The 23254-nt window shown below is 62.4% G+C and carries 22 protein-coding genes and 1 tRNA gene; 7 read left to right on the forward strand and 16 right to left on the reverse strand.

All coding sequences use genetic code 11. From position 1 onward, the window contains the following. Entirely contained in the window at positions 1-543 is a 543-nt protein-coding gene (gene ppa / locus B7Y43_RS13965) for an inorganic diphosphatase (RefSeq protein WP_374132277.1), read from the forward strand. Here the strand turns inward: ppa and B7Y43_RS13970 are convergent. The 7 genes from B7Y43_RS13970 to B7Y43_RS14000 form a co-directional block, all read right to left on the reverse strand. Further along, complete coding sequence (locus B7Y43_RS13970; protein WP_374132278.1) at positions 540-896, reverse strand: TfoX/Sxy family protein; 357 nt, start codon at positions 894-896, stop codon at positions 540-542. The genes ppa and B7Y43_RS13970 overlap by 4 nt on opposite strands. Next, the gene (locus B7Y43_RS13975) at positions 896-1375 is read right to left on the reverse strand and encodes an N-acetyltransferase family protein (protein ID WP_374132279.1); all 480 of its coding nucleotides are present in this window, start codon (positions 1373-1375) and stop codon (positions 896-898) included. The genes B7Y43_RS13970 and B7Y43_RS13975 overlap by 1 nt, the downstream gene beginning before the upstream one ends. 5 nt (positions 1376-1380) lie before the next feature. Continuing rightward, positions 1381-1863, reverse strand: coding sequence for a GNAT family N-acetyltransferase (locus B7Y43_RS13980; RefSeq protein WP_374132280.1), 483 nt, complete (start codon positions 1861-1863; stop codon positions 1381-1383). Beyond that, a complete protein-coding gene (locus tag B7Y43_RS13985; RefSeq protein WP_374132281.1) occupies positions 1860-2750 on the reverse strand; it encodes a DMT family transporter in 891 nt (296 codons plus the stop codon). Before B7Y43_RS13985 ends, B7Y43_RS13980 begins: the two co-directional genes overlap by 4 nt. A 208-nt stretch (positions 2751-2958) precedes the next feature. Continuing rightward, on the reverse strand, positions 2959-4794 hold the full coding sequence (typA, locus tag B7Y43_RS13990; protein WP_374132282.1) for a GTP-binding protein TypA: 1836 nt from the start codon (positions 4792-4794) through the stop codon (positions 2959-2961). Between the two features lie 88 nt (positions 4795-4882). Further along, a complete protein-coding gene (locus tag B7Y43_RS13995; RefSeq protein ID WP_374132283.1) occupies positions 4883-6901 on the reverse strand; it encodes a putative bifunctional diguanylate cyclase/phosphodiesterase in 2019 nt (672 codons plus the stop codon). Next, positions 6889-7428: a heme NO-binding domain-containing protein gene (locus B7Y43_RS14000; RefSeq protein ID WP_374132284.1), complete on the reverse strand. Its 540-nt coding sequence runs from the start codon at positions 7426-7428 to the stop codon at positions 6889-6891. Before B7Y43_RS14000 ends, B7Y43_RS13995 begins: the two co-directional genes overlap by 13 nt. 155 nt (positions 7429-7583) lie before the next feature. Between B7Y43_RS14000 and B7Y43_RS14005 the strand changes: the two genes are divergently transcribed. From B7Y43_RS14005 to B7Y43_RS14020, 4 genes are all read left to right on the forward strand, one after another. Next, on the forward strand, positions 7584-8558 hold the full coding sequence (locus tag B7Y43_RS14005; protein ID WP_374132285.1) for a bile acid:sodium symporter family protein: 975 nt from the start codon (positions 7584-7586) through the stop codon (positions 8556-8558). A gap of 66 nt (positions 8559-8624) precedes the next feature. Further along, a complete protein-coding gene (locus B7Y43_RS14010; RefSeq protein ID WP_374132286.1) occupies positions 8625-9830 on the forward strand; it encodes a toxic anion resistance protein in 1206 nt (401 codons plus the stop codon). A 1-nt stretch (position 9831) separates the two neighbouring features. Further along, complete coding sequence (locus B7Y43_RS14015) at positions 9832-10542, forward strand: hypothetical protein (protein WP_374132287.1); 711 nt, start codon at positions 9832-9834, stop codon at positions 10540-10542. Between the two features lie 70 nt (positions 10543-10612). Then, positions 10613-11026 (forward strand): DUF1330 domain-containing protein, encoded by a 414-nt coding sequence (locus B7Y43_RS14020; RefSeq protein WP_374132288.1) that lies wholly within the window; start codon positions 10613-10615, stop codon positions 11024-11026. 26 nt (positions 11027-11052) lie between these two features. On the opposite strand, the gene B7Y43_RS14025 is transcribed toward B7Y43_RS14020, so the two are convergent. From B7Y43_RS14025 to B7Y43_RS14035, 3 genes are read right to left on the reverse strand one after another with little or no spacing between them, the layout of a single operon-like run. Further along, positions 11053-11295, reverse strand: coding sequence for a hypothetical protein (locus B7Y43_RS14025; protein ID WP_374132289.1), 243 nt, complete (start codon positions 11293-11295; stop codon positions 11053-11055). A 59-nt stretch (positions 11296-11354) separates the two neighbouring features. Continuing rightward, positions 11355-13775, reverse strand: a complete 2421-nt coding sequence (locus B7Y43_RS14030) for a YbcC family protein (protein ID WP_374132290.1) — start codon at positions 13773-13775, stop codon at positions 11355-11357. A 35-nt stretch (positions 13776-13810) separates the two neighbouring features. Further along, positions 13811-15370, reverse strand: a complete 1560-nt coding sequence (locus B7Y43_RS14035) for a proton-conducting transporter membrane subunit (protein WP_374132291.1) — start codon at positions 15368-15370, stop codon at positions 13811-13813. 108 nt (positions 15371-15478) lie between these two features. On the opposite strand from B7Y43_RS14035, the gene B7Y43_RS14040 reads away from it, so the two are divergent. Both B7Y43_RS14040 and B7Y43_RS14045 read left to right on the forward strand, forming a co-directional pair. Next, positions 15479-16366, forward strand: coding sequence for a LysR family transcriptional regulator (locus tag B7Y43_RS14040; protein WP_374132292.1), 888 nt, complete (start codon positions 15479-15481; stop codon positions 16364-16366). 93 nt (positions 16367-16459) lie between these two features. Next, the gene (locus B7Y43_RS14045) at positions 16460-19786 is read left to right on the forward strand and encodes an amidohydrolase family protein (RefSeq protein ID WP_374132293.1); all 3327 of its coding nucleotides are present in this window, start codon (positions 16460-16462) and stop codon (positions 19784-19786) included. A 44-nt stretch (positions 19787-19830) separates the two neighbouring features. On the opposite strand, the gene B7Y43_RS14050 is transcribed toward B7Y43_RS14045, so the two are convergent. From B7Y43_RS14050 to B7Y43_RS14075, 6 genes are all read right to left on the reverse strand, one after another. Further along, positions 19831-19906: transfer RNA gene (locus tag B7Y43_RS14050), tRNA-Phe, on the reverse strand. Between the two features lie 11 nt (positions 19907-19917). Continuing rightward, on the reverse strand, positions 19918-20079 hold the full coding sequence (locus tag B7Y43_RS14055; RefSeq protein ID WP_374132294.1) for a DNA gyrase inhibitor YacG: 162 nt from the start codon (positions 20077-20079) through the stop codon (positions 19918-19920). Between the two features lie 153 nt (positions 20080-20232). Continuing rightward, positions 20233-21195 (reverse strand): ribonuclease, encoded by a 963-nt coding sequence (locus B7Y43_RS14060; RefSeq protein WP_374132295.1) that lies wholly within the window; start codon positions 21193-21195, stop codon positions 20233-20235. Positions 21196-21389: 194 nt separating this feature from the next. Then, positions 21390-22004, reverse strand: coding sequence for a nucleoside triphosphate pyrophosphatase (locus tag B7Y43_RS14065; protein WP_374132296.1), 615 nt, complete (start codon positions 22002-22004; stop codon positions 21390-21392). A gap of 1 nt (position 22005) precedes the next feature. Next, positions 22006-22224, reverse strand: a complete 219-nt coding sequence (gene infA, locus B7Y43_RS14070; RefSeq protein ID WP_010162480.1) for a translation initiation factor IF-1 — start codon at positions 22222-22224, stop codon at positions 22006-22008. Between the two features lie 622 nt (positions 22225-22846). Continuing rightward, positions 22847-23236 carry a type II toxin-antitoxin system HicB family antitoxin gene (locus tag B7Y43_RS14075; RefSeq protein WP_374132297.1) on the reverse strand — a complete coding sequence of 130 codons (390 nt, stop codon included), beginning with the start codon at positions 23234-23236 and terminating at the stop codon, positions 22847-22849. Positions 23237-23254: the final 18 nt, after the last annotated feature.

A 23254-nucleotide genomic window follows, 5' to 3' on the forward strand; every position in this document is an offset into this window, starting at 1 on the left:
ATGCGAATCGACATGATCCCGGTCGGCGATGATCCGCCCAACAGCCTCAACGTCATTATTGAGGTGCCGGTCGGCGGCGAACCGGTGAAATATGAATTCGACAAGAAATCAGGCGCACTCTTTGTCGATCGCATCCTGCACACGCCAATGCGCTATCCGGCCAATTATGGATTCATTCCGCACACGCTGTCCCCCGATGGCGATCCGCTCGACGCGCTGGTCGTGGCGCGCTCGCCCTTCATTCCGGGCTGCGTGGTCCGCGTGCGGCCAATCGCGGTGCTGTTCCTAGAAGACGAAGCCGGCGGCGACGAAAAGCTGCTGACGGTGCCCGTGGACGCGACCTTTCCTTATTATGCCAATGTCGATGAACATCATGATCTGCCCGAGATTGTGATGCAGCAAATCGAACATTTTTTCACCCATTACAAAGATTTGGAGCCCAAGAAATGGGTTCGGGTCGGCAAATGGGGCGGCGCCGACGAGGCGCGACAGATCGTAATTGAAGCGATTGAGCGCGCCGCGGCCGAAAAAGCGTCAGGCTAACCTTTGCGGCGGGGTTTGCGGGCCGGTGCCCGCTGCCCCGCAGCAATGCCGAGCGCGGCCCATTCCCGCATCGAATCGGGATCGTCATAGACATCGTCGGGCGCACGGCGATAATTCATCGACCCTTCGCGCCCCTCCCCCATGCTAAAGGTGAAGCGCGGGCAACCCGCCGCATCCCAAACCGCATCGCTTTCCGCATCTGCCTTGAACCAGAGCTGATCGTCGGCAACGATCGCAAAAATGATGCCATCCAGATAGAGCGTCGCGCCGCCCATCATCGCGCGCTTGCTGAGCTGGCCAATGGGGGCAAGCGCCTCGTCGATCCACTCAATCAGGCCAGCATCAACCGCCATCAGCCGCGCTCGGCCAATGCCCGCAGTTGATCACCTTCCATCCGCCACAAATCAAAGTCGGCATTGTGGGTGCCGCCATGTCGCGCATAAAAGCGCTTGGTGGCGTCGTTGTCGGTTTGCACGATCCAGTCCATCCACGCACAGCCGCGATCAAGCGCTTCTGCGGCAAGCGCGCGCAGCAATGCTTCGCCAGCGCCGCTGCCGCGCGCTGGTTCGTCGACGTAAAGATCCTCCAGGAACAGCACTGGCTCGGTCAGCCAGAAATTGAAGGTCAAAAACCAAAGCGCCATCCCGACAACCTCGCCGTCCAGCTCAGCGATATGAGCGAAGCCTCGATGATCCGGCCCGAACAACGCCGTGTCGAGCGCCGCCTGCGATCCAGAAACCCACTCCTCACGCTGCCAATGCCGCCCAAAGGCCAAGAGGAGGCGACGAATTTCGGGTACATCATCTCGCGTCGCGCGGCGGATCACGAGCATCTCGATCAATCCTTCGCGGCTAACCGAGTCAGCGCCTCGCCCGATACACGGCAGGTGCGCCATTCCTCCATCAATTCAGCACCCATTGCCTGGTAGAAATCAATCGCCGGGGTGTTCCAGGTCAGCACCTGCCATTCAAACCGCGTGCAGCCTCGCTCTACAGCGAGTGCAGCCAGGTGCTTGAGCAACGCTTTGCCGACCCCGTGGCCACGTGCGGCGGGTGTGACGTACAAATCTTCCAGATAAAGGCCGCGCCACCCCGTCCAGGTCGAAAAATTGTGGAAAAACAGTGCCAATCCCACAGGACTGCCGTCATTTTCGGCAATCAGCGCTTCCGCGGCTGGGGTCGCGGAAAACATCGCTTCGTGAAGCAAAGTCTCCGTCGCCACGACCTTTTCGATCGCGTTCTCATAGTCGGCCAGTTCCCGAACGAAGTGGAGGACGGTTGGCACATCCTTGGGCTCGGCTGGGCGGATCATTAGCGTCATGCGGCAGCTTCCGTTTGGGGGGCGGCTGCAGCTGGTCCACGAATAGCGACCAGGCAACCGGCAATGATCAACACTGTCCCGGCAACAGTAAACAGCGAGACCTGTTCGCCAAAACACACAAAACCAAGGATCGCCGCCCAGATAAAGGCGGTATATTCGACAGGCGCAAGCACCTGCGCCTCCGCTCGGCCATAGGCCCAGGCGAGCGCCATTGCCGAAACAGAGCCCAAAACCGCCGCCATACCAATTGCCGGCAGTTGCTCAATCGCAGGCATCGTGGCGAACCAAGGGGCACCGATCAGCAATAAGCCGCTCAGCACAACGCTGGTGAACAGCGCGACCTCAAGCGGATCGGCGACTTGCGCCTGCTGACGCAAGAGAATTAGGCTATAGGCATAAAAGATCGAGGCGGCGAAGATCGCGACAGAGCCCAGAACATGCTCAGTCGATGCCTGGGCCTGCACTTCTCCGGCGGCAATTGCGAGCACGCCAAAGCTGGCGACGATTGATCCCAAAATCGCAGTGCGCCGGATCGTCTCTCCGAGCAGTGCCGCTGCAAAATACAGCGCGATCAACGGCGCGAGGAATGTCAGCGCGACGCCTTGCGCCATCGGCACGCGCACCAACCCCCAAAAAAACAGCAAAACCGAAATACCGGCCGTGCCGCCGCGCATCGCGTGGAGTTTGAAGGCTGCTAGGCTAGGCCAGGGCCGCCGCCGCGCGACGAAGATCACCCCCAGTAACATCACCCCCACCAGTGATCGCCACAAGACCGCGCTATAGGCCCCGCTCGTGATGCTAAGTCCCTTCATCAACGCATCCATCACCGAATAGGTGAAGATTCCGCCCGAAGCGACAGCAAAGGCAAGGGCATCTTTGTTGATCATCGCCTGACGCGATAGCCCGGTCCGGGGCGCGCGTCACCCGTCCTTAGGTCGCGTGGCACGGCATCATTGTGCCAAGCCACCGAATGGCTGGAGCTGCCATCGACAATGTGAATTGCCCAGGGCGAACGGCGTTGGTCTTAAAAAATCATGCGCCAATGCCAAAGCCCCTCCCCCTTAGGGAGAGGGGCATGGCCAGGATTGCAGTTCGTTAAGCGGCCTTCGCCCGGCTCGCGCGCTTGCGCTCATTGGGGTCGAGATAGCGCTTGCGCAGGCGGATCGATTTTGGCGTGACTTCAACGAGTTCGTCGTCATCGATATAGGCGATCGCCTGTTCGAGCGTCAGCCGCCAGGGCGGCGTCAGGCGGATCGCGTCGTCCTTGCCGCCCGAAGCGCGGAAGTTGGTCAGCGCCTTGGCCTTCATCGGATTGACCTCAAGGTCGTCCGTCTTGGCATTCTCGCCGATGATCATGCCTTCATATAGCGCCTCGCCGGGCGCGACCATCATGACGCCGCGCTCTTCCAAGGGGCCGAGCGCATAGGCATTGGCCTCGCCCGAACCGTTGGAGATCAGCACGCCGTTCTTGCGGCCTTCAATCTTGCCCTTGTGAGGGCCGTATTTCTCAAACAGCCGGTTCATGATTCCGGTGCCGCGCGTATCGGACAGGAATTCGCCATGATAGCCGATCATCCCGCGCGACGGTGCACTGAAGGTGATGCGCGTCTTGCCACCGCCCGAGGGGCGCATGTCGGTCAGCTCGGCTTTGCGGATGTTCATCTTCTCGACGACCGTGCCCGAATATTCTTCGTCCACGTCGATGATGACCGTCTCGTACGGCTCAGTCTTCTGGCCGTTCTCGTCTTCCTGGAACAGCACGCGCGGGCGGCTGATGCCGAGTTCGAAACCCTCACGGCGCATCGTTTCGATGAGCACGCCGAGCTGCAATTCGCCGCGGCCTGCCACTTCGTAGCTATCGCGGTCATCGCTCTCGGTGACCTTGATCGCGACGTTCGATTCGGCTTCGCGGAACAGGCGGTCACGGATCATGCGGCTGGTGACCTTGGTGCCTTCGCGGCCCGCCATCGGCGAATCGTTAACGGCAAAGCGCATCGACAGCGTCGGCGGATCGATCGCTTGCGCGTGCAGTGGCTCGGAGACCGATGGGTCGCAGATGGTGTTGGCGACGGTCGCGATGGTCAGGCCGGCGAGGCTGATGATGTCGCCCGCATTGGCCTCATCAACTGGCAACCGCTCAAGCCCGCGAAACGCCATGATCTTCGACGCGCGGCCGGTCTCGACGATCTTGCCGTCGGGGTCGAGCGCGTGGATCGGCATGTTGGTCTTGACCGAGCCCGAAAACACCAGGCCGGTCAGGATGCGGCCAAGGAAGTTATCGCGGTCGAGCAGGGTGACGAGGAACTTGAACGGGCCATCCGGGTCAGCCGACGGGGCGGGGACATGCTCGACGATCTTGTTGAACAGCGGATCGAGCGTGCCTTCGCGCACATCAGGATTGTCGCCCGCATAACCGTTGCGGCCGCTCGCAAACAGCACAGGGAAATCGAGCTGATCGTCGTTCGCCTCAAGGCTGACGAACAGGTCAAACACTTCGTCCAGCACTTCCTGCGCGCGCGCATCGCTGCGATCGATCTTGTTGACGACGACGATCGGGCGGAGCCCCAAAGCCAGTGCCTTGCCCGTCACGAACTTGGTCTGCGGCATCGCGCCTTCAGCCGCGTCGACCAGCAGGATCACGCCATCGACCATCGACAGGATGCGCTCGACTTCGCCGCCGAAATCGGCGTGGCCTGGGGTATCGACGATGTTAATACGGGTCTTGTGACCGTGGTGATCGTCCCACTCGATCGAGGTGCACTTGGCGAGAATCGTGATCCCGCGCTCCTTTTCCAGGTCGTTGGAATCCATCGCACGCTCTTCGACGCGCTGGTTGTCACGGAAGGTGCCCGACTGGCGGAAAAGTTGATCGACCAGCGTTGTCTTGCCGTGATCGACGTGGGCGATGATCGCCACGTTGCGGAGGCTCATAAGGTGTCCTGATATATCTATGGGGTAAAGGATCGCCGGGCGCATAGCGTAAATGTTGCGGCGCGGGAAGAGCGCACCCGCAAACGCGCTACCGCGTGTTGACGAGGAGCAATTCGGCGGATTCGGCGTTGACCGGCTTTGAATAGAAATAGCCCTGGCCAAATTCGCACCCCATGCCGCGCAGATGGCGGCGCTGGCGGTTGGTTTCCAGCCCTTCGGCGATCACCGACAGGTTCATGGTTGACGCCAGATCGAGCACCGCCTGAACGATCCCGGTGCCGATGCGATCGCTGCCGTCGCCCAGCCCCAAGACGAAACTGCGATCAAGCTTCAATGTGTTGAAAGGATAACGATGAAGGTGGCCGAGCGAGGAATAGCCCGTACCGAAATCATCAAGGCTCATTTTCACGCCCAGCTCGCGCAATTCAGTCATGATACGAACGGCGCGGTCGGGGTTGGCGATGGCGATCCCCTCGGTGATCTCAAGCGAAATCGTGGCAGGATTAATCCCCGTCTCCCGAATCGTCGCTGCAACAAATGCCGTGAAGCCGGGCTGGAGGAACTGGCGCGGGGACACGTTGATGCTCATCGTTACTGGTTTACGGTGCGCGAAGCGGCGGTGCCAACGGGCAGTCGCCTCACAGGCTTCGCGCAGCACCCAGCTGCCGATGGTGACGATAAGCCCGGTTTCCTCGGCAATATCGATGAAATGGCCGGGGGCGACAAGCTCATCGGGTCGGCGCTGCCAGCGCAGCAAGGCCTCGAAGCCCGATATCGCCCCGGTCTTCAGCTCGACGATGGGCTGGTAGTAAAGCTGAAATTCATCGCGCCGCAGCGCGCCGCGCAGATCATTCTCGGTTTGCAACCTGACCAGCGCGCGCTGTCGCAACACCTTGTCGAACACCGCAACCTGGCCGCGCCCCCGCGCCTTGGCCTCGTACATCGCCGTATCGGCTTTGCGCAGGAGATCCTGCGCGGTCGCGTTCAGCCGGTGCGCAAAGGCCAGCCCGATGCTGCCTCCGCTGTGAATTTCATTGCCGCCCACCAGATGAGGCTCCGCCAGCGCGCCGAGCATCGCATTGGCAATCGCATGCGGGATCGCCTCATCGGCGAAATCCTCGACCACGACCGTGAATTCATCACCGCCAAGCCGCGCGAGCGTGACCATTGGCCAATCGGTGTGTTCCCTGATTTTTGCCGCCGCCTGCGCCTCTAACACATCAGACAGACGCCGCCCGGTGGCCACCAGCACCTCGTCGCCAATCTGGTGACCAAGGCTGTCGTTGATGAACTTGAAGCCATCAAGATCGAGGAACAGCACGGCGACGCCGTAATCGGGACGTCGTTGGCGCCGCTCAAGCGCGATCGAGACACGTTCAGCAAACAACGCGCGATTGGGAAGACCGGTCAAGGAATCATGCAGCGCATCGAAATAGAGCTTGGCGGTCAATCGCTCGCGTTCGATCACGCGGCCCAGCTGGACACCGATCTGCGCCATCAGCTCGAGAAACTCGGCATCTTCTGCCAAATTCTCGCGCGCGAAAAATTCCATCACGGCGACGACTTCGTCCTGCACGCAGACCGGAAAGGCAAAGGCGGAATGCAGGCCGCAGTGCCGGGCAACGTCACGGCGCAAAAAATTGTCGGCATTACCAAGATCGACCAACCATTCCGGCATCCGCGTATCAAGCACGCGCCCTGGCAGCCCGACACCGCGCGCGAAGCTGCGTTCGAGCGTCTCGGTGATGAAGGGCATAAGCGGTTCGGGACGTTCGGCAAACCAGATTTGCGGGGCGACAAGCATGTCACGATTTGCGGTATCGGCTAAATACACATGGCCAAAGGCCCAGCCGGTATGCGTGCAAATCTCTGCAATCGCATAGGATAAGGCTTCCCGCGTATCGGCAGCCGCATTGGCCTTTGCCGCAATGCGGTGGAGCAGCTCGATACGTTGTTGCGACAGATACAGCGCACGCAGACCGCGTTCGGCAATGCCCTCTGCCGTCGTCCGCGCGGTGCGTTCACGGGCGAGGCGACGGCGGAGCCGAACGATCTCTTCGTCGACACCCGTTGAATTGACAAAGTCGCTGGGGTTCAGGACGCCCATTCGACCACCAGGGAGCATTCGGCGCTGCCATCATGCATGCAGCCACGATGCGCAACCGTCACCTTTTCCCCGAAATGATCAGCTGCCCCGTCAATAAAGCCTTCGGCCAGGGCGCACATCTTTCGTGGTGAGGAATAGCCTAAGATCAATTCACCCGTCCCCATTTCCTGGAACTGGAAATGCGGGCACCCCGCCCCCGAATAGAGCTTGCGCACTTCGGGATGGATGATCGTATTCACGCTCAACAAGAAATTACGGACATTGCCGGGCGATGTAAAAAAGTCAGGATAATGAATTGCCAGCGACGGTATAGCGCTTTTGCCGAACCAGCGCAGGATCGCTGCCGGTGACAGCGCCAGCTTTTCCGAAGCGGCAGCCACCAGCGCCATGATTTCGCTATCGGGGTAGCTGCCCAGCGAGGTGTAGGCCCCTTCGAGCTCGGCGGCATCGAGCAGATCATCCCAGGTGGCATCGCCGAACTGATCGACGACAGCCTCTTCGAGAAGATTGAAAATCACACCCTTCATTGTCGCCTCCGCCATCCCGTCACGACATGGCAGAGAAATAATGAAAGCAACGTAAATGGTTATCGGCGACACGACATCACCCCCCCATTTCGGGTATAGTTGACCATAGGACAAGTTTTTTTGCCGGCCGAACCGTCATCGACTAGGGCCAAGGCATGACCCTGCTTCGCCGCCTAATTCCTGATCGCTTCATCATGATCCTGATGGCGACATTGATCTTTGCCACGCTGCTGCCTGCGAGCGGCACCGCGCTGACGGTGGTTGGCTGGGTATCCAATGCCGCCATCTTTTTGCTGTTCTTTCTGCACGGTGCACGGCTTAGCCCCCAGGCGGTGATAGACGGGGCGAAACGCTGGCGGCTGCAGGCAGCGATCCTGGCCTTTGGCTATCTCGCCCTGCCCGCCGCCACGCTGGCGATCAGCCACGCGCTGGCCGGCTGGATGTCGCCTGAATTGCTGATGGGGCTCATCTTTCTGGGCGTATTGCCGACAACGGTGCAATCATCGATCGCCTATGCATCCATCGCGCGGGGCAATATTGCCGCCGCCGTGATCGCAGCAGCGGCATCAAATCTGATCGGGGTAGTGCTGACACCGTTGCTGTTCGCAGCAATCGCCAGCACGGCCTTTGGCGCGGTATCGCTATCGGGTGTCGGCAGAATCGCGCTGCTGCTGTTGCTCCCCTTCGCGCTTGGCCAGTTGCTGCGCACCCGCGTGCTGCCCACCGTGCAGCGCCACGTCAAAATCGCTGGGATGATGGATAAGCTGACAATCGTGCTCGCCGTGTATGTCGCCTTTTCCGATGCCGCCACCCAGGGGCTGTGGCAGCGGGTAAGCGCGGCGGAACTCGGCGCGCTCGCGCTGGTTGTCCTGGCGTTGCTGCTGCTTGCCTTTGCGGCGGCCTGGTGGCTGGGCGCAGCGATGCGGCTGGACCCTGCCGACCGCGCGACGATGCTGTTTTCGGGCGCACATAAAAGCTTGGCGACCGGCGCGCCGATGGCGCGGATTCTTTTCCCGCCCGCCGTCGCGGGGGCAGTCATCCTGCCCTTAATGCTCTATCATCAATTGCAGCTCATGCTGAGCGCGGTGATCGCCGCTCGACTTGCGGATGATAATGAGCGTATTACATGAATGCTACACTTGAACGCGGCGGCGATCAGCGGCATTTATGCTGAGCCCCGCGCGCTGGAGGAATGAATGGCGACCACGACCGAAACCGCGACCAATACCCTGGTGCTGACTCCGCCTGATCCGGTGCCCGTGGTGGCACCCGAACGCGCCGTCGGGCTCGTGCCTGTGGATGATGAAAAGCGCACCCAGCTTCAGGCCAAGGTCGACAGTTTTGTCGACGATCTGGTCGCGCAGGATGTCAATTCGCCCGAATTCGGCAAGCGCGTCGATGCGATCAGCGCAATGGGGCAGAAGGAAATCCGCGATGCCGCGGGGCAATCAAACCGCTTCCTCGACCGGCCCGTCAAGGCAATGGACCAGGAATCGGGTGTCGGCGCCGATCTGGCCGAACTGCGCCGCACGATCGAGGATCTCGATCCCGGCAAAAAGGGCAGCCTTTTGGCGCCCAAGAAGATTTTCGGCATCATTCCGTTCGGCAACAAGATGCGCGATTATTTCGACGGCTATAAATCATCGCAGGGCCATATCTCCTCGATCCTGAAGTCGCTCGGCTCGGGCAAAGACGAGCTGCTGATGGACAATGCCGCGATCGATGTGGAGCGCGCCAATCTGTGGACGTCGATGGGTCGGCTCGAACAGATGATCGTGCTTGCCCAGACGATGGACACCCGGCTTGAAGACAAGGCCAACGAACTCGACCACACCGATCCCGCCAAGGCCAAGGCGATCCGCGAGACCGCGTTGTTCTATGTCCGTCAACGCACCCAGGACCTACTGACGCAAATGGCGGTGACGGTGCAGGGCTATCTTGCGCTTGATCTGGTCAAGAAAAACAATGTCGAGCTGGTCAAGGGCGTCGATCGCGCCAGCACCACCACGGTGGCCGCGCTGCGCACCGCAGTAACGGTGGCGCAGGCGCTGACCAACCAGCGGCTGGTGCTCGAACAGATCACTTCGCTCAACAGCACCACCGCCAACATCATCGATTCAACCGGCAAGCTGCTCAAAAGCCAAACCGCGACGATCCATGAACAAGCGGCGGCCTCGACGATCCCGCTGGAAACGCTGCAGCGCGCCTTCCAGAATATTTATGACACAATGGACGCGATCGACAGCTTCAAGCTGAAGGCGCTCGACAGCATGAAAACGACGGTGACGTCGCTCGGCGTCGAGGTCGAAAAATCAAAGGGCTATATCGCCCGCGCCGAGGGCCAGGCCCAGGCTTCGCTGAGCGGCCCGGCGACCGACGCGTTCAAGCTGGAGTCGGTGTGAAATGACCGATATCGACCGTCAGATCGCGCGATCGGCGGAATTGATCAACCGCGTCGATGCGCGTTCCCGGCGAAGCGAACGGCGGCGCCATGGTCCCAACGATATCGGCACGCGCGTCGCTCGTATTGCGATCGCTGACGGGGCAATCCTGCTGGCGACGATCATCTTTGCGCTGGCGATCGGCCCGATCGGGCTGCTTGGCGCGGTGGCGGTGATGGGGCTGATGATGGCCACGACGGTTGCGCTTGCGGTTTTCCCTGCCACCCCGCTGCCAACGCCTGAAAAACTGCGCGAGGTGTCGCTTAAAGCACTGCCCCAACAAACCGAACGGTGGCTGGATACCCAGCGGCCTGCATTGCCGGCCCCCGCCATCACGCTGATCGATCAGATCGGGCTTCGGCTGGACACGCTGGGCCCACAACTCGCCATGCTTGGCGAGGACGAACCCGCCGCCGCCGAGGTCCGCAAACTGGTCGGCGAGCAGCTGCCGGAGTTCATCAAGGGCTATACGCGAGTCCCACCCGAGCTGCGTCGCGTCGAACGCAATGGCAAGACGCCCGATGCCCAGCTGCTCGACGGGCTTCGGCTGATCGAAAATGAAATCGGCGAAATGACAACGCAATTGGCGGAAGGTGACCTTGATCACCTCGCCACGCGCGGGCGGTTCCTGGAGATCAAATATCGCGGTGATGGCGCCGATCCCGTTGGCTGAAGGATCGGATTGACGATTTAGGCATATAATGGCACTTTAACTGCCAATAGAGGCAGCCAAGGAGCCATCCATGCAGGTCATCAACGCCGTCATCCCCTCACCCGAGCAGGCCGCTGCGTTCTTCGGTGCGGCGGAAAATGGCCCGTTCACGATGATCAACCTGCTGAAGTTCAAGCCAAAGGCCGATTATGCTGACGGCCGTGACGCGCATCTCAGCGGTTTTGAGGCCTATATGCGCTATGGCATGGCCGTGCGGGCCCATATCGAAGCGGTTGGTGGTGTGCCGGGTTATGCGGGGCGGGTGACTGGGCTGATGCTGGGCGACGTTGAGGAGCTATGGGATATGGTCGCGCTCGCCGAATATCCCTCGCTCGCCGCTTTTCAGCAAATGGTGGCTAATCCGGAATATCAGGCGATCTCTGTACACCGCGAGGCCGGCCTTGCGGGTCAGTTGAACATCAAGACGCAGGGCCCGCGCGCGTAGCGGGCAAACAGCCGCAACGGCGGGGATTAGCCTATCGATGCCGCCGCAACCTGAATCTCGATCTGCGCGGCGACGCGCGGCATGATCAGATGCCGCAACATATCCAAATCATTCTGCAGCGCGATCGGATCGCACCCTGCGGTCGATCGCAGGACCGTCTTCAGCCAGCCGCTCATATGCGGGTGATCCAGAATCCAGGCGATGCGCGCTTCGGCCGCTGCCAGCGCGATCTCGGGTTCCTGGCGCGCGACCACTTCCCGCGCTGTCACGGGTTGCACCAATCGCAACAGGCCAGGTCGGCAGCGACGGCTGAATCGGCTCCCATCGGTCAGGCGGCGAGGTCGACGGCCATATCTGACCCGCTGACGGTACTGACCGATTCCCAGCCACGATCCCCGCTATAGCGCCAGGCCATCCGCCCTTCGTCATCAAGCGCAAAAAGGTGCAGCCAGCGATTGTCAAACAGCGCACGCACGCCAGGGTGACGGTCGAGGATATCGGCCATCGCCTCGCGCGGCGCTTCAATGCACACGCTTAGCCGCAGGGGTTCATGCATCAGCCTTTCGCCGTTATGCACCGATTGCCAGGGCAGGCCAGCCCGCAACGCCCCGCCATTGCCTTCGACAACGCCAATGCCGCCAATGACATTATGCAACAGTTTGTTACCGCCGCCGAACAGATCAGGCGCAACCGCCGATCCATAATATTGCAGGCTGATCCAGCTCGCGACAACGACCGGTGCGGCCATGATCAGTTCGAGCACGCCAAAGCCCTTGTCCTGCCGCCAGTCATAATCATGCAGGAAGGCGCGGCCCCCGAGGCTTTTGCCCAAAGTGCGTTGGCGCGGCGCGGCGATGAACGTCTTGCACCCGGCCAGCGCCCATTCAGGGCGGGTTTCGGCCCAATCGCGGCTGCGCTGCGCGATACTCGCTTCACCGCTTGCCCGTGGCAGCCGCAGCGCCCGTTCGGTGCGGGCAATCACCCCGGCAGCTGACAGCCAGACTTCCGCGCGCGTCAGATCGACGTTATGCTTCAGTGATGGATGATCCTGACTATACAGGAACACAGTATCGGTGGTCGTGTCGTGCAGCGCACCGACGAACATGGTCTCCGTCGGGATGGCGATCCCCGCTTGCGCCAAGCCGTCACGAACTTCTGGCGCGTTGAGCAAGGCTGCAAGCAACCGGGCGTTGACCTCGCCCGAATACCCCCCACAGGCGCCACAATGCAGCCCGCTGGCGTGCGGATTATTGACGACATTGGCCCCGTGACCGACCAGCAGCACCAGCGGCGCAAAATTGTCGGTCAGCGACATCGCTCGCAGGATCGAATTGGCCATGCCGATCCGCGTTGGCAGATCGATGGCGGGATCTGGAAAGGGGGCCGGATCATTGGGCACGTCATTGCTATGCCAGCCCAGCGCATCGCGCACGAGCTTGGCGATATAGACAGGCCCGGTCGCTTCAACAAACGCGAAGGACGATACCGCCGCCAGCTTGAACCGGCCCCAGGCCCGCGTCGCGCGCTGGCGGTAGCGCAGCGTGAGATCAGCCGACTCATCAGCATGATCGCCTGAACGCGAGCTCAGCCCAGGATTGAGCAGTACCGGAAGCCGGTGTTCTGCAACATCCGAACCAAAGCGCCGGTGCGACGCCGTCAAGCCAAAGAAACCGGCAAAGCCAAGCGTTTGAATACGCGGATCGATCGATTCCAGCGCGCGGCGATAGACTTCTGACCGGACATCAATGCAAAAAGCGGCCTGCAGCACCGGCGCTCGGGTGCCAGCACTGGCCTGCACCCTGGCGAGCGTCTGCGCGAGATCGCGCTGCGCCGCTCGCTCGCAGGCTTCCTGCAGGATCGCATCGATAATCTGCGCCTCGCTTGGGTCGATGGGCCGCGCATGCGCCGCGATCGTCTCTGCCCAAGCTGCGCCGATCTGCGCCGCATACTGCCCGAACAGCGCCTCCTCCCAAAGCAGGCGGATCGCCAGCAGATCCGTGATCGTGTCGTCGCCGCGCCCGGCAAGTTCAGCCTGCCAGAGCTGGAACCGCGCATAGTGCGCCCAGCCCCCCAGGCTGATCAGCAAGCGGTGGAAATAGGTTTGCAGTGCTGCCGGTGTCAGGCCCAGCCGCGTCACTGACCGCGCGATTGCCACCGCAGCGCTTTCCGGCGCATCAGCGACGAACGCTGCAAAGCCGCGCAGACCGACAATCTCTGGCGTCAGATCATGCGTTGCTACCGCCTGCCACGCGGCAAAGGCACTTTTGCCATGGGGTGCCGCCCATAACGCCTGACCTTCGTCAAAAAAGCCGCCGCACCATGCCCCGAAGCGCTCGGCAATCACCCCCGCCCAATCGATTCCTGAAGCCTCGGCAGCCAAATCGGCGACGGTCGGCAATGCGACGGGCTCGTCCGCCGACTGAAGCGCAGCGGACTTCAGAATCGCGGCTGAAGCTGGCCGGCGCGACGGGCTTGCCGCCTTCCAGGCAGCATCCAGATCCGCATCCGTCACGGTGCCATTGGCGATGCGCTCCCGATACCAATCGCGCGGCATCGTCACGGCTGCCCCCGATACCCGCGCCAGCAGCGCGGCGGTATCGGCAAGGCCAAGCTCGGCCTGGCCGAGATAGGGGTTCACCGCAACGCTGGAGGCCAAGGGCCAGACCGGCGGGATCGCCAGCGCTGCAGATTTGGCAGCCGCGATCAGCGATTGCGCCGCAAGCACGGCGTCGTCAGGCTTTACAGACATGATAATGCTCTCCGAAAAGGACGTTGCCGGTTTGATCAGCGCTGTCGCCGCAGTGCCCAGCCGCCAAGCAAGCGATCAAACAGGGCGTTGGCATAAAGGCCATTGGCGAGGTGGACGCGGAGCCCCGCTGCTGCCGGGTGATAAGCCCAGAGCGGAAACATCGCCTGGGCAATGGCGACGCCCCCGAAGCTCAGCACCGCCAGGATGATCAGCGCCCATTCCAGCGGGCCCGGCGCAGGCGTGGCCGGCAGCGTGCCTGCAGTCAGCCAGGTCGCCAGGGCGTGAAGCGTGAAATAGCCAAACGAAGCCGCTAGCGCATAGACCGCCATGCGCTGAGTCAGGGCGCGTGGGGCAGCGTCCGCCAGCCCCTGCGCCAGCAAATAGGCAACACCGAAAATCAGGATGGCGCCGAGCGCGGTCGATTGCGGCGAGCGGGCCCCGTCATCAAACGCCAACCCGATCACGGCATAGGTCGCCAGCGCGGCGAGAAAGGCGCGGCCGACCGCCTTGGCACTGGGGATTGCCACCGGCCCCGGCCTGCGAAACGCGGCGATCCGATCAACCGCACCGCCCGACGCCAGAAACGAATGCGCCTTGTACAGCGAGTGCGCGACGATGTGGAGCAAGGCCAGCGGGAACAGCGCAAGCCCGCATTGCATGATCATGAAGCCCATTTGTGCGACGGTCGACCATGCCAGCGACGTCTTCACCGCCGGTTGGGTCAGCATCACCAGCCCAGCGAACAACGCAGTAAACCCGCCGATCATCACCAGCACGGCGAGCACGCCCGGTGCCAGCAGCATCACATCGGCAAAGCGGATCAACACGAAACCACCGGCGTTGATGACGCCGGCATGCAGCAACGCAGAGACGGGGGTTGGGGCCTCCATCACTTCGGTGAGCCAGCCGTGCAGCGGGAATTGCGCTGATTTGAGCAAGGCCGCGACAGCGAGCAGCCCCGCCGCCACAACCGGCCCGGTGCCGCCATCGCCAGCGCGCGCGGCATTCAGGATGGCGGCAATATCGGTGGTGCCATAGCTGATCGCGAGCAGCGTCGCTGCCCCCACCAGCGCGACATCGCCCAGCCGCGCCGTCACGAATTTCTTGCGCGCGGCGCGCTGTGCCGCCACGCGTTCGGGATAGAAAAGCAGCAAGCGGTGCAGGCACAGGCTGGTGGCAACCCAGGCAAGAAGGAGCTGCGCAAGGCTGCCAGCCGTCACCAGCAGCATCACCATTGCCAGCGTGGCGCTGAGCCAGGCCATGAAGGCCCCATGCCGCGCCTCGCCGTCCAGATAGACGGCGGCATAGCGCACCACGATCCAGCCAATGAAGGACACGAGAAGCAGCATCACCATGCTGACAATGTCGATCCGCGCCGACAGGCCGATATCCGGCGTGCCGACGAGCAACGCCGTCGCCGGACCGCTCATCACCAGCAAACCTGCCGAGAGCAGCGCGATGACAACCGCCAGGATCGACAGCGCTTCGATGAGCATCAACTGGCCGGAAGCAGGCCGCTTGGGCCCCACAAAGCCGACAAGAGCAGCCACCAGCACCGCACATGGCGCTGCAAAAACGATCAAGTTGAGTGACACAGTCTTTCCCCGTTGGTTCGCCCTAAGGCGTCACAACGTCGCTAGCGAAAGCGGATGCCTGCGAAAAATTCATTGTTTGTGCCATATCGTTCGCTTTAAAGGAACGATATGGCCGACTTCAATTACAACCATTTGCGCTATTTTTGGGCGGTTGCGCAGGACGGCAACCTCACGCGCACCGCTGAACGGTTAAACGTCTCGCAATCCGCGCTATCGGTACAAATTCGCAAATTGGAGGATCGGCTCGGCCATCCATTGTTCGAACGGCGAGGCCGTCAGCTGCATTTGACCGAGGCAGGGCGAATCGCGCTTGATCATGCCGACGCGATCTTTGCGACAGGGGACGAGCTGATCGGCACGCTGCGCGAAACCGGTGCCGCGCGCCAGGCCGTGCGGATCGGCGCGCTGGCCACGCTGTCGCGCAACTTCCAGATCGGCTTTCTCAAACCCTTGCTGGGCCGCCATGATATCGAAGTCATCCTGCGGTCCGGCAGCCCCGCCGAATTGCTCCTCGGTCTGCAATCGCTCGCGCTGGATGTCGTGCTGACCAATCAGCCACCCCCCACCGACGCTTTAACGCAGTACATTGCTCACAGCCTTTCCGAACAACCGGTCAGCCTGATCGGCACGCCGCAATTGGTAGGAAAGACGCGATCGGTAGCTGCCTTGCTTGACCGGCACCCGGTTATCCTGCCGACATTGGGCAGCACCCTGCGGACCAGCTTCAACGCCTTGGTTGATCGTCTTGATATCCGGCCACAGATTGCGGCTGAGGTCGATGATATAGCGATGATGCGCTTGCTGGTCCGCGAAGGCTTTGCCCTGGCCGTCCTGCCACCCATTGCGGTGCGCGATGAATTGGCCTCGGGCATGCTCGTGGAGGCCGATGCGCTGCCCGGCATAACCGAGACATTCTTCGCGATCACCACCGACCGGCGCTTCCCCAATCCCATCATCCGCATGCTCATCAGCAATATGGGCAGTGATTCTACCTGAGCACCGCGATTGCGCTACCGCCTGCTAGATTCTCCGGTGACCTGCGGCCTATTCCTGCTTAGACCACCGGGAGAAGATACGGTGGAGAGACGAATGACATATCGGTTCGGGGCGGTTTCTGGCGCAATTATCGCCACGCTATTGGTGCCCATGCTGGCCCAGGCGCAGGCGCAAACCCCCGCAGCGGCAACCCCAGCGGCTGGTGACAAGAAAGCCGATGCCAAGCCCGCCAAATGGGATGTCAACGCCCCCACCGGATTGAAAACCCGCCAAGTGCCCATCGCGGTCGACAATGGCAGCTGGATGAATGTCGACGTGTCACGCGACGGCAAGATGATCGCCTTCGACCTGCTCGGTGACATCTACACCATGCCGATCAGCGGCGGGACGCCGACGCGGATTGCCGAGGGGCTGACATTCGAACACCAGCCGCGTTTCTCCCCCGATGGCAAGCGGATCGCTTTCACCTCGGATCGGGGCGGCGGCGACAATATCTGGATCATGAATGTCGATGGCAGCGACAAGCGCCAGTTGACCAAGGAAGATTTCCGCCTGCTCAACCAGCCGAGCTGGAGCCCAGACGGTCGCTTCATCATCGCGAAAAAGCACTTCACCACCCAGCGTTCGCTCGGCACCGGCGAAGTCTGGATCTACCACGTCTCGGGCGGCGGCGGTGTCCAGCTCGTCAAGCGCGCCAGCGAGCAGCTGCAAAAGGAACTGGGCGAACCAATCTACGCCCCCGACGGCAAGAGCCTTTACTACACCCGCAACGTCACGCCCGGCCCGATCTTCATTTATGCGCAGGATTCGAACACTGACCTGTTCGACATCGAACGCTATGATTTTGATACCGGCGAAGTGACGACGGTTGTCTCGGGCGTCGGCGGATCGGTGCGGCCAACGCCATCGCCCGACGGCAAGAAGATCGCCTTTGTCCGCCGCGAGCGGACCAAGTCGAAGCTCTATGTCAAGGACCTGGCCTCAGGCGAGGAGCGCAAAATCTATGACGCGCTCGACCAGGATGTGCAGGAAACCTGGGCGGTCACCGGCGTCTATCCCAACATGGCATGGACCCCCGACAGCGCCAGCCTGGTGTTCTGGGCGGGCGGCAAGATCAAGCGCGTTGATGCAGCGGGCGGCGCGGCGGCAGACATCCCCTTCAAAATCGACGACACCCGCGTCGTGATCGACGCGGTCCATCCGCAGATTGAAGTCGCCCCTGCCACCGTCACGACGACGATGCCCCGCTGGGCGAGCGTTTCGCCCGATGGCAATCAGGTCGTGTTTGAAACACTCGGCAAACTGTGGATCAAGCCAGCATCGGGCGGCACCGCGCGTCGGCTGGTCAAGAGCGATGAAGCCGGGATGGAGCTGTGGCCAAGCTGGTCGCGCGATGGCCGATCGATCGTCTTTGTCGGCTGGACTGATGCCGGGCTCGGCCATGTCCGCACCGCCGCGGCCACGGGTGGGGCGACAAAAACGGTCACGGCTGATCCGGGCCATTACCTCAACCCGCGCTTTTCGCCTGACGGCAAGATGATCGTCTTTGAACGCGGCCAGGGCGGCGAGCTGACTTCGTCACGCTGGTCCGAAAATCCGGGCGTGTACCGCATTGCCAGCAGCGGTGGAAAGCAGACCCGCATCTCGACCGACGGGTCCGAACCGCAATTCGGCAGCGACAATGACCGTGTCTTCATGATTGGGTCGGACAAGGGCAAGCGCCAGCTGATCAGCACCGACCTGAACGGCCAGGCAAAGCGAGTCCATGGCACCGGCGATCTGGTCAATGACTATCAGGTCTCGCCCGATGGCCGCTTTGTTGCCTTCCGACAGAATTTCGAAGCCTTTGTGATGCCGCTGCTGCCGGGGACGCAGGATGTGTCGATCGATCAGAAAGGCGGTCCGCTGCCGGTGACTCGCGTCAGCGGCGGCGGCGCTGATTTCATCAACTGGTCAAAGGACGGTGCAGCGCTGCATTGGAGCCTGGGGCCGACGCTGTTTACGGCACAGACAGACGCGCTGTTCGCCACCGCGCCCGCTGACAAGGATGCGCCCAAATTTGCCGCGCCCAAGACCGGGCTGTCGCTGTCCATGACGGTGCCTGCCGACAAGCCGACCGGCACGGTGGCGCTCACCGGCGCGCGGATCGTGACGATGGCCGATGCCAAAGGGGGGATCATTGATGACGGCGTGATTCTCATCACTGGCGACCGGATCGTCGCGATCGGCCCGCGCGCGTCGGTGTCGATACCGGCAGGCGCCAAGACGGTCGATCTGGCTGGCAAGACGATCATCCCCGGGCTGGTCGATGCCCATGCGCATGGACCGCAAAGCGAAGACAGCCTGATCCCACAGCAAAACTGGTCGGCGATGGCCAACCTGGCCTTTGGCACCACGACGATTCATGATCCCTCGGCACGGCCACAGCAGATCTTTGTCGCAGCGGAAATGCAGCGGACCGGGCTGATTATCGCCCCGCGCACCTTTTCCACCGGCGAGATCATCTACGGCGCCAAGCAGGCCGATGTTTATGCTGAAATCAACAGTTATGAAGACGCGCTCGCCCATGTCCGGCGGCTGAAGGCGCAGGGCGCGCATTCGGTTAAAAACTATAATCAACCGCGTCGCGAGCAGCGCCAGATGGTCGTTGCGGCGGGGCAAGCCGAGCAAATGGAGGTGGTGCCAGAGGGCGGATCGCTGTTCACAATGGACATGTCGTTGATCCAGGACGGCAACGCGACCGTCGAACATAATGTCCCGCTCGATCGCTTCTATGACGATGTCGTCAGCCTGTGGTCGCAGACCAAGACCAACTACACGCCCACCTTGGTCGTCACTTATGGCGGGCCGGCCGGCGATCCCTATTGGCGCGCGCATACCGATGTGTGGAAGCACCCCTTGCTGACCAAATACGCCCCGCCCGCGCTGCTCGCCGCGCAAAATGTCCGCCGCTCGATCGCGCCCGACGAGGATTATGTCGATGGGGCGTCGGCACGCGAAGCCAAGAAGCTCGCTGACAAGGGCGTGCAGGTATCGATCGGCGCACATGGCCAGCAATCGGGGCTTGGATCGCATTGGGAGCTATGGTCATTTGTGCGCGGCGGCTGGAGCCCGGTGGAGGCATTGCGCGCTGGCACGATCATGCCGGCAACCTCGCTTGGCATGCAAAAGGACATTGGATCGCTGGAGGTGGGCAAGCTCGCCGATCTGGTGGTGCTGGATGCCGACCCCACTATCGATATCCGCAACAGCGAAAAGATATCCAAGGTGATGCTCGGCGGGCGGCTTTATGATTCGGCGACGCTCAACGAGCAGGTCACGGGCAACCGCACCCGCGCGCCATTCTGGTGGGAGGCCAAGGGCGGCGGCACCGCGGGGGTATCGTTGCCGTCAGTCGACAGCATTACCGGCGGGGACTAAGCGCGCGCCGGGCCCGGGAGGCGGTGGGGGGACGAGGTGGGAAATGGTGCCCGGGGACGGGATCGAACCGCCGACACTGCGATTTTCAGTCGCATGCTCTACCAACTGAGCTACCCGGGCCGGGAACCCGATCAACACCGGGAAGGCGGCCTCTTAGTCATTCCGGCGGGGAGCCGATACCCCTCCCCCAGCCATTGCAGCAGATCGCGATCGACACAGCCACGGCTGCAAAAGGGCTTGTGCGCAAGCATCGTTGGCTTGCCGCAAATCGGGCAGGTGCCGGCCTTGGCCATTTAGAGTCTGATGACTTTGGATTGGACCAACACAAACCCCGTTCGCCCTGAGCGAAGTCGAAGGGCATGTGTAGCGCGTGGGCTTCGACTTCCCCCGGACCTGATCCGGGGCCGAACGGGTATAATTTTGAAGCGACCTAACGTCATCAGGCTCTAATCCTCCAACATAACGGTGCCACCGACGCGGCGGCTAAGCTCGGCGCCCCAATCGGGCCGCGACTCGATCCGCGCGCGCACAGCAGGCGGCAATCGGTGCGCGCGGGTCCCGCCCGGTGGACTGCGTTCGATCTGGCGCAGCGCGGCGCGAGCGGCAGCGCCAACCGGATCGGCACGAAGCAACTCCGGTAACGACGCGCGCGGCCGCGGGCGGACGAGCTGCAGAAAACCAAAGCCGTTGAGCGCGGTACGTTCAAACGGGCCGGCCAGTGCAGGCGGCAGCGCGGCATCAATCGCGGCGGCCACCGCCTGGCGTGCGGCCTTGCCCTGGACGCTGGGGAAATCGACGCCAATCGAGCCGCCAATGCCGAGGCGAATCACCGCCTGTCCCACGGCGGTGGCAGCGGCGACGGCAAGGCTGTCCAGCGGCCCGCTGCCATCGACATCGAACAAGGTCATCGCGGGTGTCGGGCTCATCCGCAGCACGCCGCCGGGAAAGGCGATTTCGCCCTGCACGGCTTCCTCCAGCACTTCGGACCAGCCCGCTTCCTCCAGCGCATCGCCCTCATGCGCGCGGCAGTGGCGCACCGCGATGCCGGTTTCGCCGAGCCGTTCGAGCAGATCAGGACCAATCGCCGCCACCGCGCCCTCAACCGCCACCACCGCGCGCGCCAATTTGGCGCGGCCGGGTTCGGGAATGACTTCGCGCACCAGCGTCACCAGCAAGGTCCGCCCGACGCTTACCCCCGGCGGCACCGCGCCCAGCAAGGCTTCACCGCTGCCGTCGATCAGCGCCACGCGCCCCTGCCGCCCGGGCAATTGCTCCACCAGCCGCGCCTCGGCCACCGTGCCGACCCGCAACGTACCGTCGAGCGCAATCCGTGCCTTGATGATCCGCCCGCCATCGACCAACGCGGCGCGCGCCTCGCCAATCCCGGCTTCGTAGAGCCATTCAGCCATTGCCGCGCCTTGCCATACAAGCCGTCACCCACCCCGTTCGGGCTGAGCCCTTCGACTGCCTGCAAGGCAGGCGCTCAGGATAAACTTCGGCCAATATGGCCGAAGTCGAAGCCTGGCCTGAGCGCAGTCGAAGGGCCCAAGCGTTGCGCGTGCCCTTCGACTGCGCTCAGGGTGAACGGAACGGGGGGGCGTGATCACGGGACAGGGAAGGCCAACACCCCGGCACCTTCCAACAGCGCGCGGGTTTCGAACAAGGGCAAGCCAACCACGCCCGAATAGCTGCCCGACAGGAAGCGCACAAACCCCTCCGCGCCGCCCTGAATCGCATAGCCACCGGCCTTGCCCATCCCCTCGCCACTGGCGACATACCAATCGATTTCGGCGGCGCTCAGCCGTTTGAAGGTGACGATCGTGTCGGACACGCGGGTGCGCGGTTTGCCGTCATCGCTGACGACGCACACCGCGGAAAAACAATGATGCCGTCGCCCGGAGAGCAGCCCAAGCATCCGCCGCAAATCAGCCTCGTCAACGGGCTTGGCGAGGATCCGCCGGCCGACCGCGACGGTGGTGTCCCCCGCCAGCACAACCTCCCCCGCTGCGCGCGGCACCGCCAGCGCCTTTTCGGTGGCGATACGCAGCACATAGGGGCGCGGCAGCTCAGCGGGGCGCTCGCCCTCATCGATATCGGGCACGGCGATGCGGTGCGGCACAATGCCGATCTGCGCGAGCAGCGACAGGCGGCGCGGGCTCGACGAGGCCAGAACGAGGGCTGGCCGGGAAGCTGGCCCGGAAGCAGAAATACCCGTCACGTCACTTAAAGCGGTAAGTGATCCGCCCCTTGGTCAGGTCATAAGGGGTCAGCTCGACCAGCACCTCATCCCCCACCAGCACGCGGATGCGGTTCTTGCGCATCTTGCCGGCGGTGTGGCCAAGGATTTCGTGATCATTTTCAAGCTTCACGCGGAACATGGCGTTGGGCAAAAGCTCCACCACCTGGCCGCGCATTTCGAGCAGTTCTTCTTTTGCCAAACAAACCTCTGGGAAAACGGATACGGATTTCGTGAAGCGCGGCGCATAGCCGAAGGTGGGTGAAAAGGGAAGCGGGGCGGATCAAGGCATTGGTGACCCCGCAATTGGGGCCATGCTATGGCTTTACAGCGGGGCGGCTGATTTGGCTGGCGTCGAATTGGGGTCGCGCGGAGGCGCAGAGACGCGGAGGGGGTGCGCCTGGGGGGCGGTCATGCGTCAGCACAAGGGTTGATCGATTTTGCCAGCCAAAGACTCGGGTCGGCTTCGCCGGGTGACCGGGCAACGCGCGCAACCCCTCTGCGTCTCTGCGCCTCTGCGCGAACCCAGTCTTCGCCTTTGAAAATATCGAGGGTTGAGGGGCATCGGGTCAAGCGGTCCGCTTGGGGCTGGCGTCGATTTGGGGTCGCGCGGAGGCGCGGAGACGCGGAGAGGGTGCGCCTGGGGGGACGGTCATGCGTCAGCACAAGGGTTGATCGATTTTGCCGGCCAAAGACTCGGGTTGGCTTCACCAGGTGACCGGGCAACGCACGCGCCTTCTCCGCGTCTCCGCGTGAACCCATTTTCGAAAGATTACGGATCAGGCGGCCTTGAGCCCTTCCGCGAGAGGGGCGTTCGAATTGGGTTATCCGTTGCGCGCGGCCAAGGCGGTGCGCGCCGCGTCGGCGAGAAAGCCCGATCGATTCTTCGCCACCTTGTCGATCCGGGCGAGCAGCCCTTCATCGATCGACACCTGCACCCGCACCGACCGACCGGGCCGCTCCCCGCGCACCAGCAGCCGGGCAGCTTCATCGACATCGGGATCGACCACAATCGCGTCGATCTCGGAGGGTTCGGGGAAAGGTTCGCCATCGTCGACCAGCCCGGTCAAGTGCATGTCCAGCGCTTCCTCGGCCTGTTGGGCCGCGTCCTGAATCGTCGTGCCTCCGGAGGTGCAACCGGGCAGATCGGGAAAAAAGACACCGAAGCCATCAGTCCCACGCTCGATGATTGCCGGATAATAGATGGTTGCCATATCAGTTCCTTAGCGAAG

The sequence above is a fragment of the Sphingomonas sp. 28-62-20 genome (assembly GCF_002281505.1).

Bases quoted from the DNA above. Each gene is read 5' to 3' on its own strand.
- ppa (WP_374132277.1), top strand. From the start codon at position 1: ATGCGAATCGACATGATCCCGGTCGGCGATGATCCGCCCAACAGCCTC.
- B7Y43_RS13970 (WP_374132278.1), bottom strand. From the start codon at position 896: ATGGCGGTTGATGCTGGCCTGATTGAGTGGATCGACGAGGCGCTTGCC.
- B7Y43_RS13975 (WP_374132279.1), bottom strand. From the start codon at position 1,375: ATGCTCGTGATCCGCCGCGCGACGCGAGATGATGTACCCGAAATTCGT.
- B7Y43_RS13980 (WP_374132280.1), bottom strand. From the start codon at position 1,863: ATGACGCTAATGATCCGCCCAGCCGAGCCCAAGGATGTGCCAACCGTC.
- B7Y43_RS13985 (WP_374132281.1), bottom strand. From the start codon at position 2,750: ATGATCAACAAAGATGCCCTTGCCTTTGCTGTCGCTTCGGGCGGAATC.
- typA (WP_374132282.1), bottom strand. From the start codon at position 4,794: ATGAGCCTCCGCAACGTGGCGATCATCGCCCACGTCGATCACGGCAAG.
- B7Y43_RS13995 (WP_374132283.1), bottom strand. From the start codon at position 6,901: ATGGGCGTCCTGAACCCCAGCGACTTTGTCAATTCAACGGGTGTCGAC.
- B7Y43_RS14000 (WP_374132284.1), bottom strand. From the start codon at position 7,428: ATGAAGGGTGTGATTTTCAATCTTCTCGAAGAGGCTGTCGTCGATCAG.
- B7Y43_RS14005 (WP_374132285.1), top strand. From the start codon at position 7,584: ATGACCCTGCTTCGCCGCCTAATTCCTGATCGCTTCATCATGATCCTG.
- B7Y43_RS14010 (WP_374132286.1), top strand. From the start codon at position 8,625: ATGGCGACCACGACCGAAACCGCGACCAATACCCTGGTGCTGACTCCG.
- B7Y43_RS14015 (WP_374132287.1), top strand. From the start codon at position 9,832: ATGACCGATATCGACCGTCAGATCGCGCGATCGGCGGAATTGATCAAC.
- B7Y43_RS14020 (WP_374132288.1), top strand. From the start codon at position 10,613: ATGCAGGTCATCAACGCCGTCATCCCCTCACCCGAGCAGGCCGCTGCG.
- B7Y43_RS14030 (WP_374132290.1), bottom strand. From the start codon at position 13,775: ATGTCTGTAAAGCCTGACGACGCCGTGCTTGCGGCGCAATCGCTGATC.
- B7Y43_RS14040 (WP_374132292.1), top strand. From the start codon at position 15,479: ATGGCCGACTTCAATTACAACCATTTGCGCTATTTTTGGGCGGTTGCG.
- B7Y43_RS14045 (WP_374132293.1), top strand. From the start codon at position 16,460: ATGACATATCGGTTCGGGGCGGTTTCTGGCGCAATTATCGCCACGCTA.
- B7Y43_RS14055 (WP_374132294.1), bottom strand. From the start codon at position 20,079: ATGGCCAAGGCCGGCACCTGCCCGATTTGCGGCAAGCCAACGATGCTT.
- B7Y43_RS14060 (WP_374132295.1), bottom strand. From the start codon at position 21,195: ATGGCTGAATGGCTCTACGAAGCCGGGATTGGCGAGGCGCGCGCCGCG.
- B7Y43_RS14075 (WP_374132297.1), bottom strand. From the start codon at position 23,236: ATGGCAACCATCTATTATCCGGCAATCATCGAGCGTGGGACTGATGGC.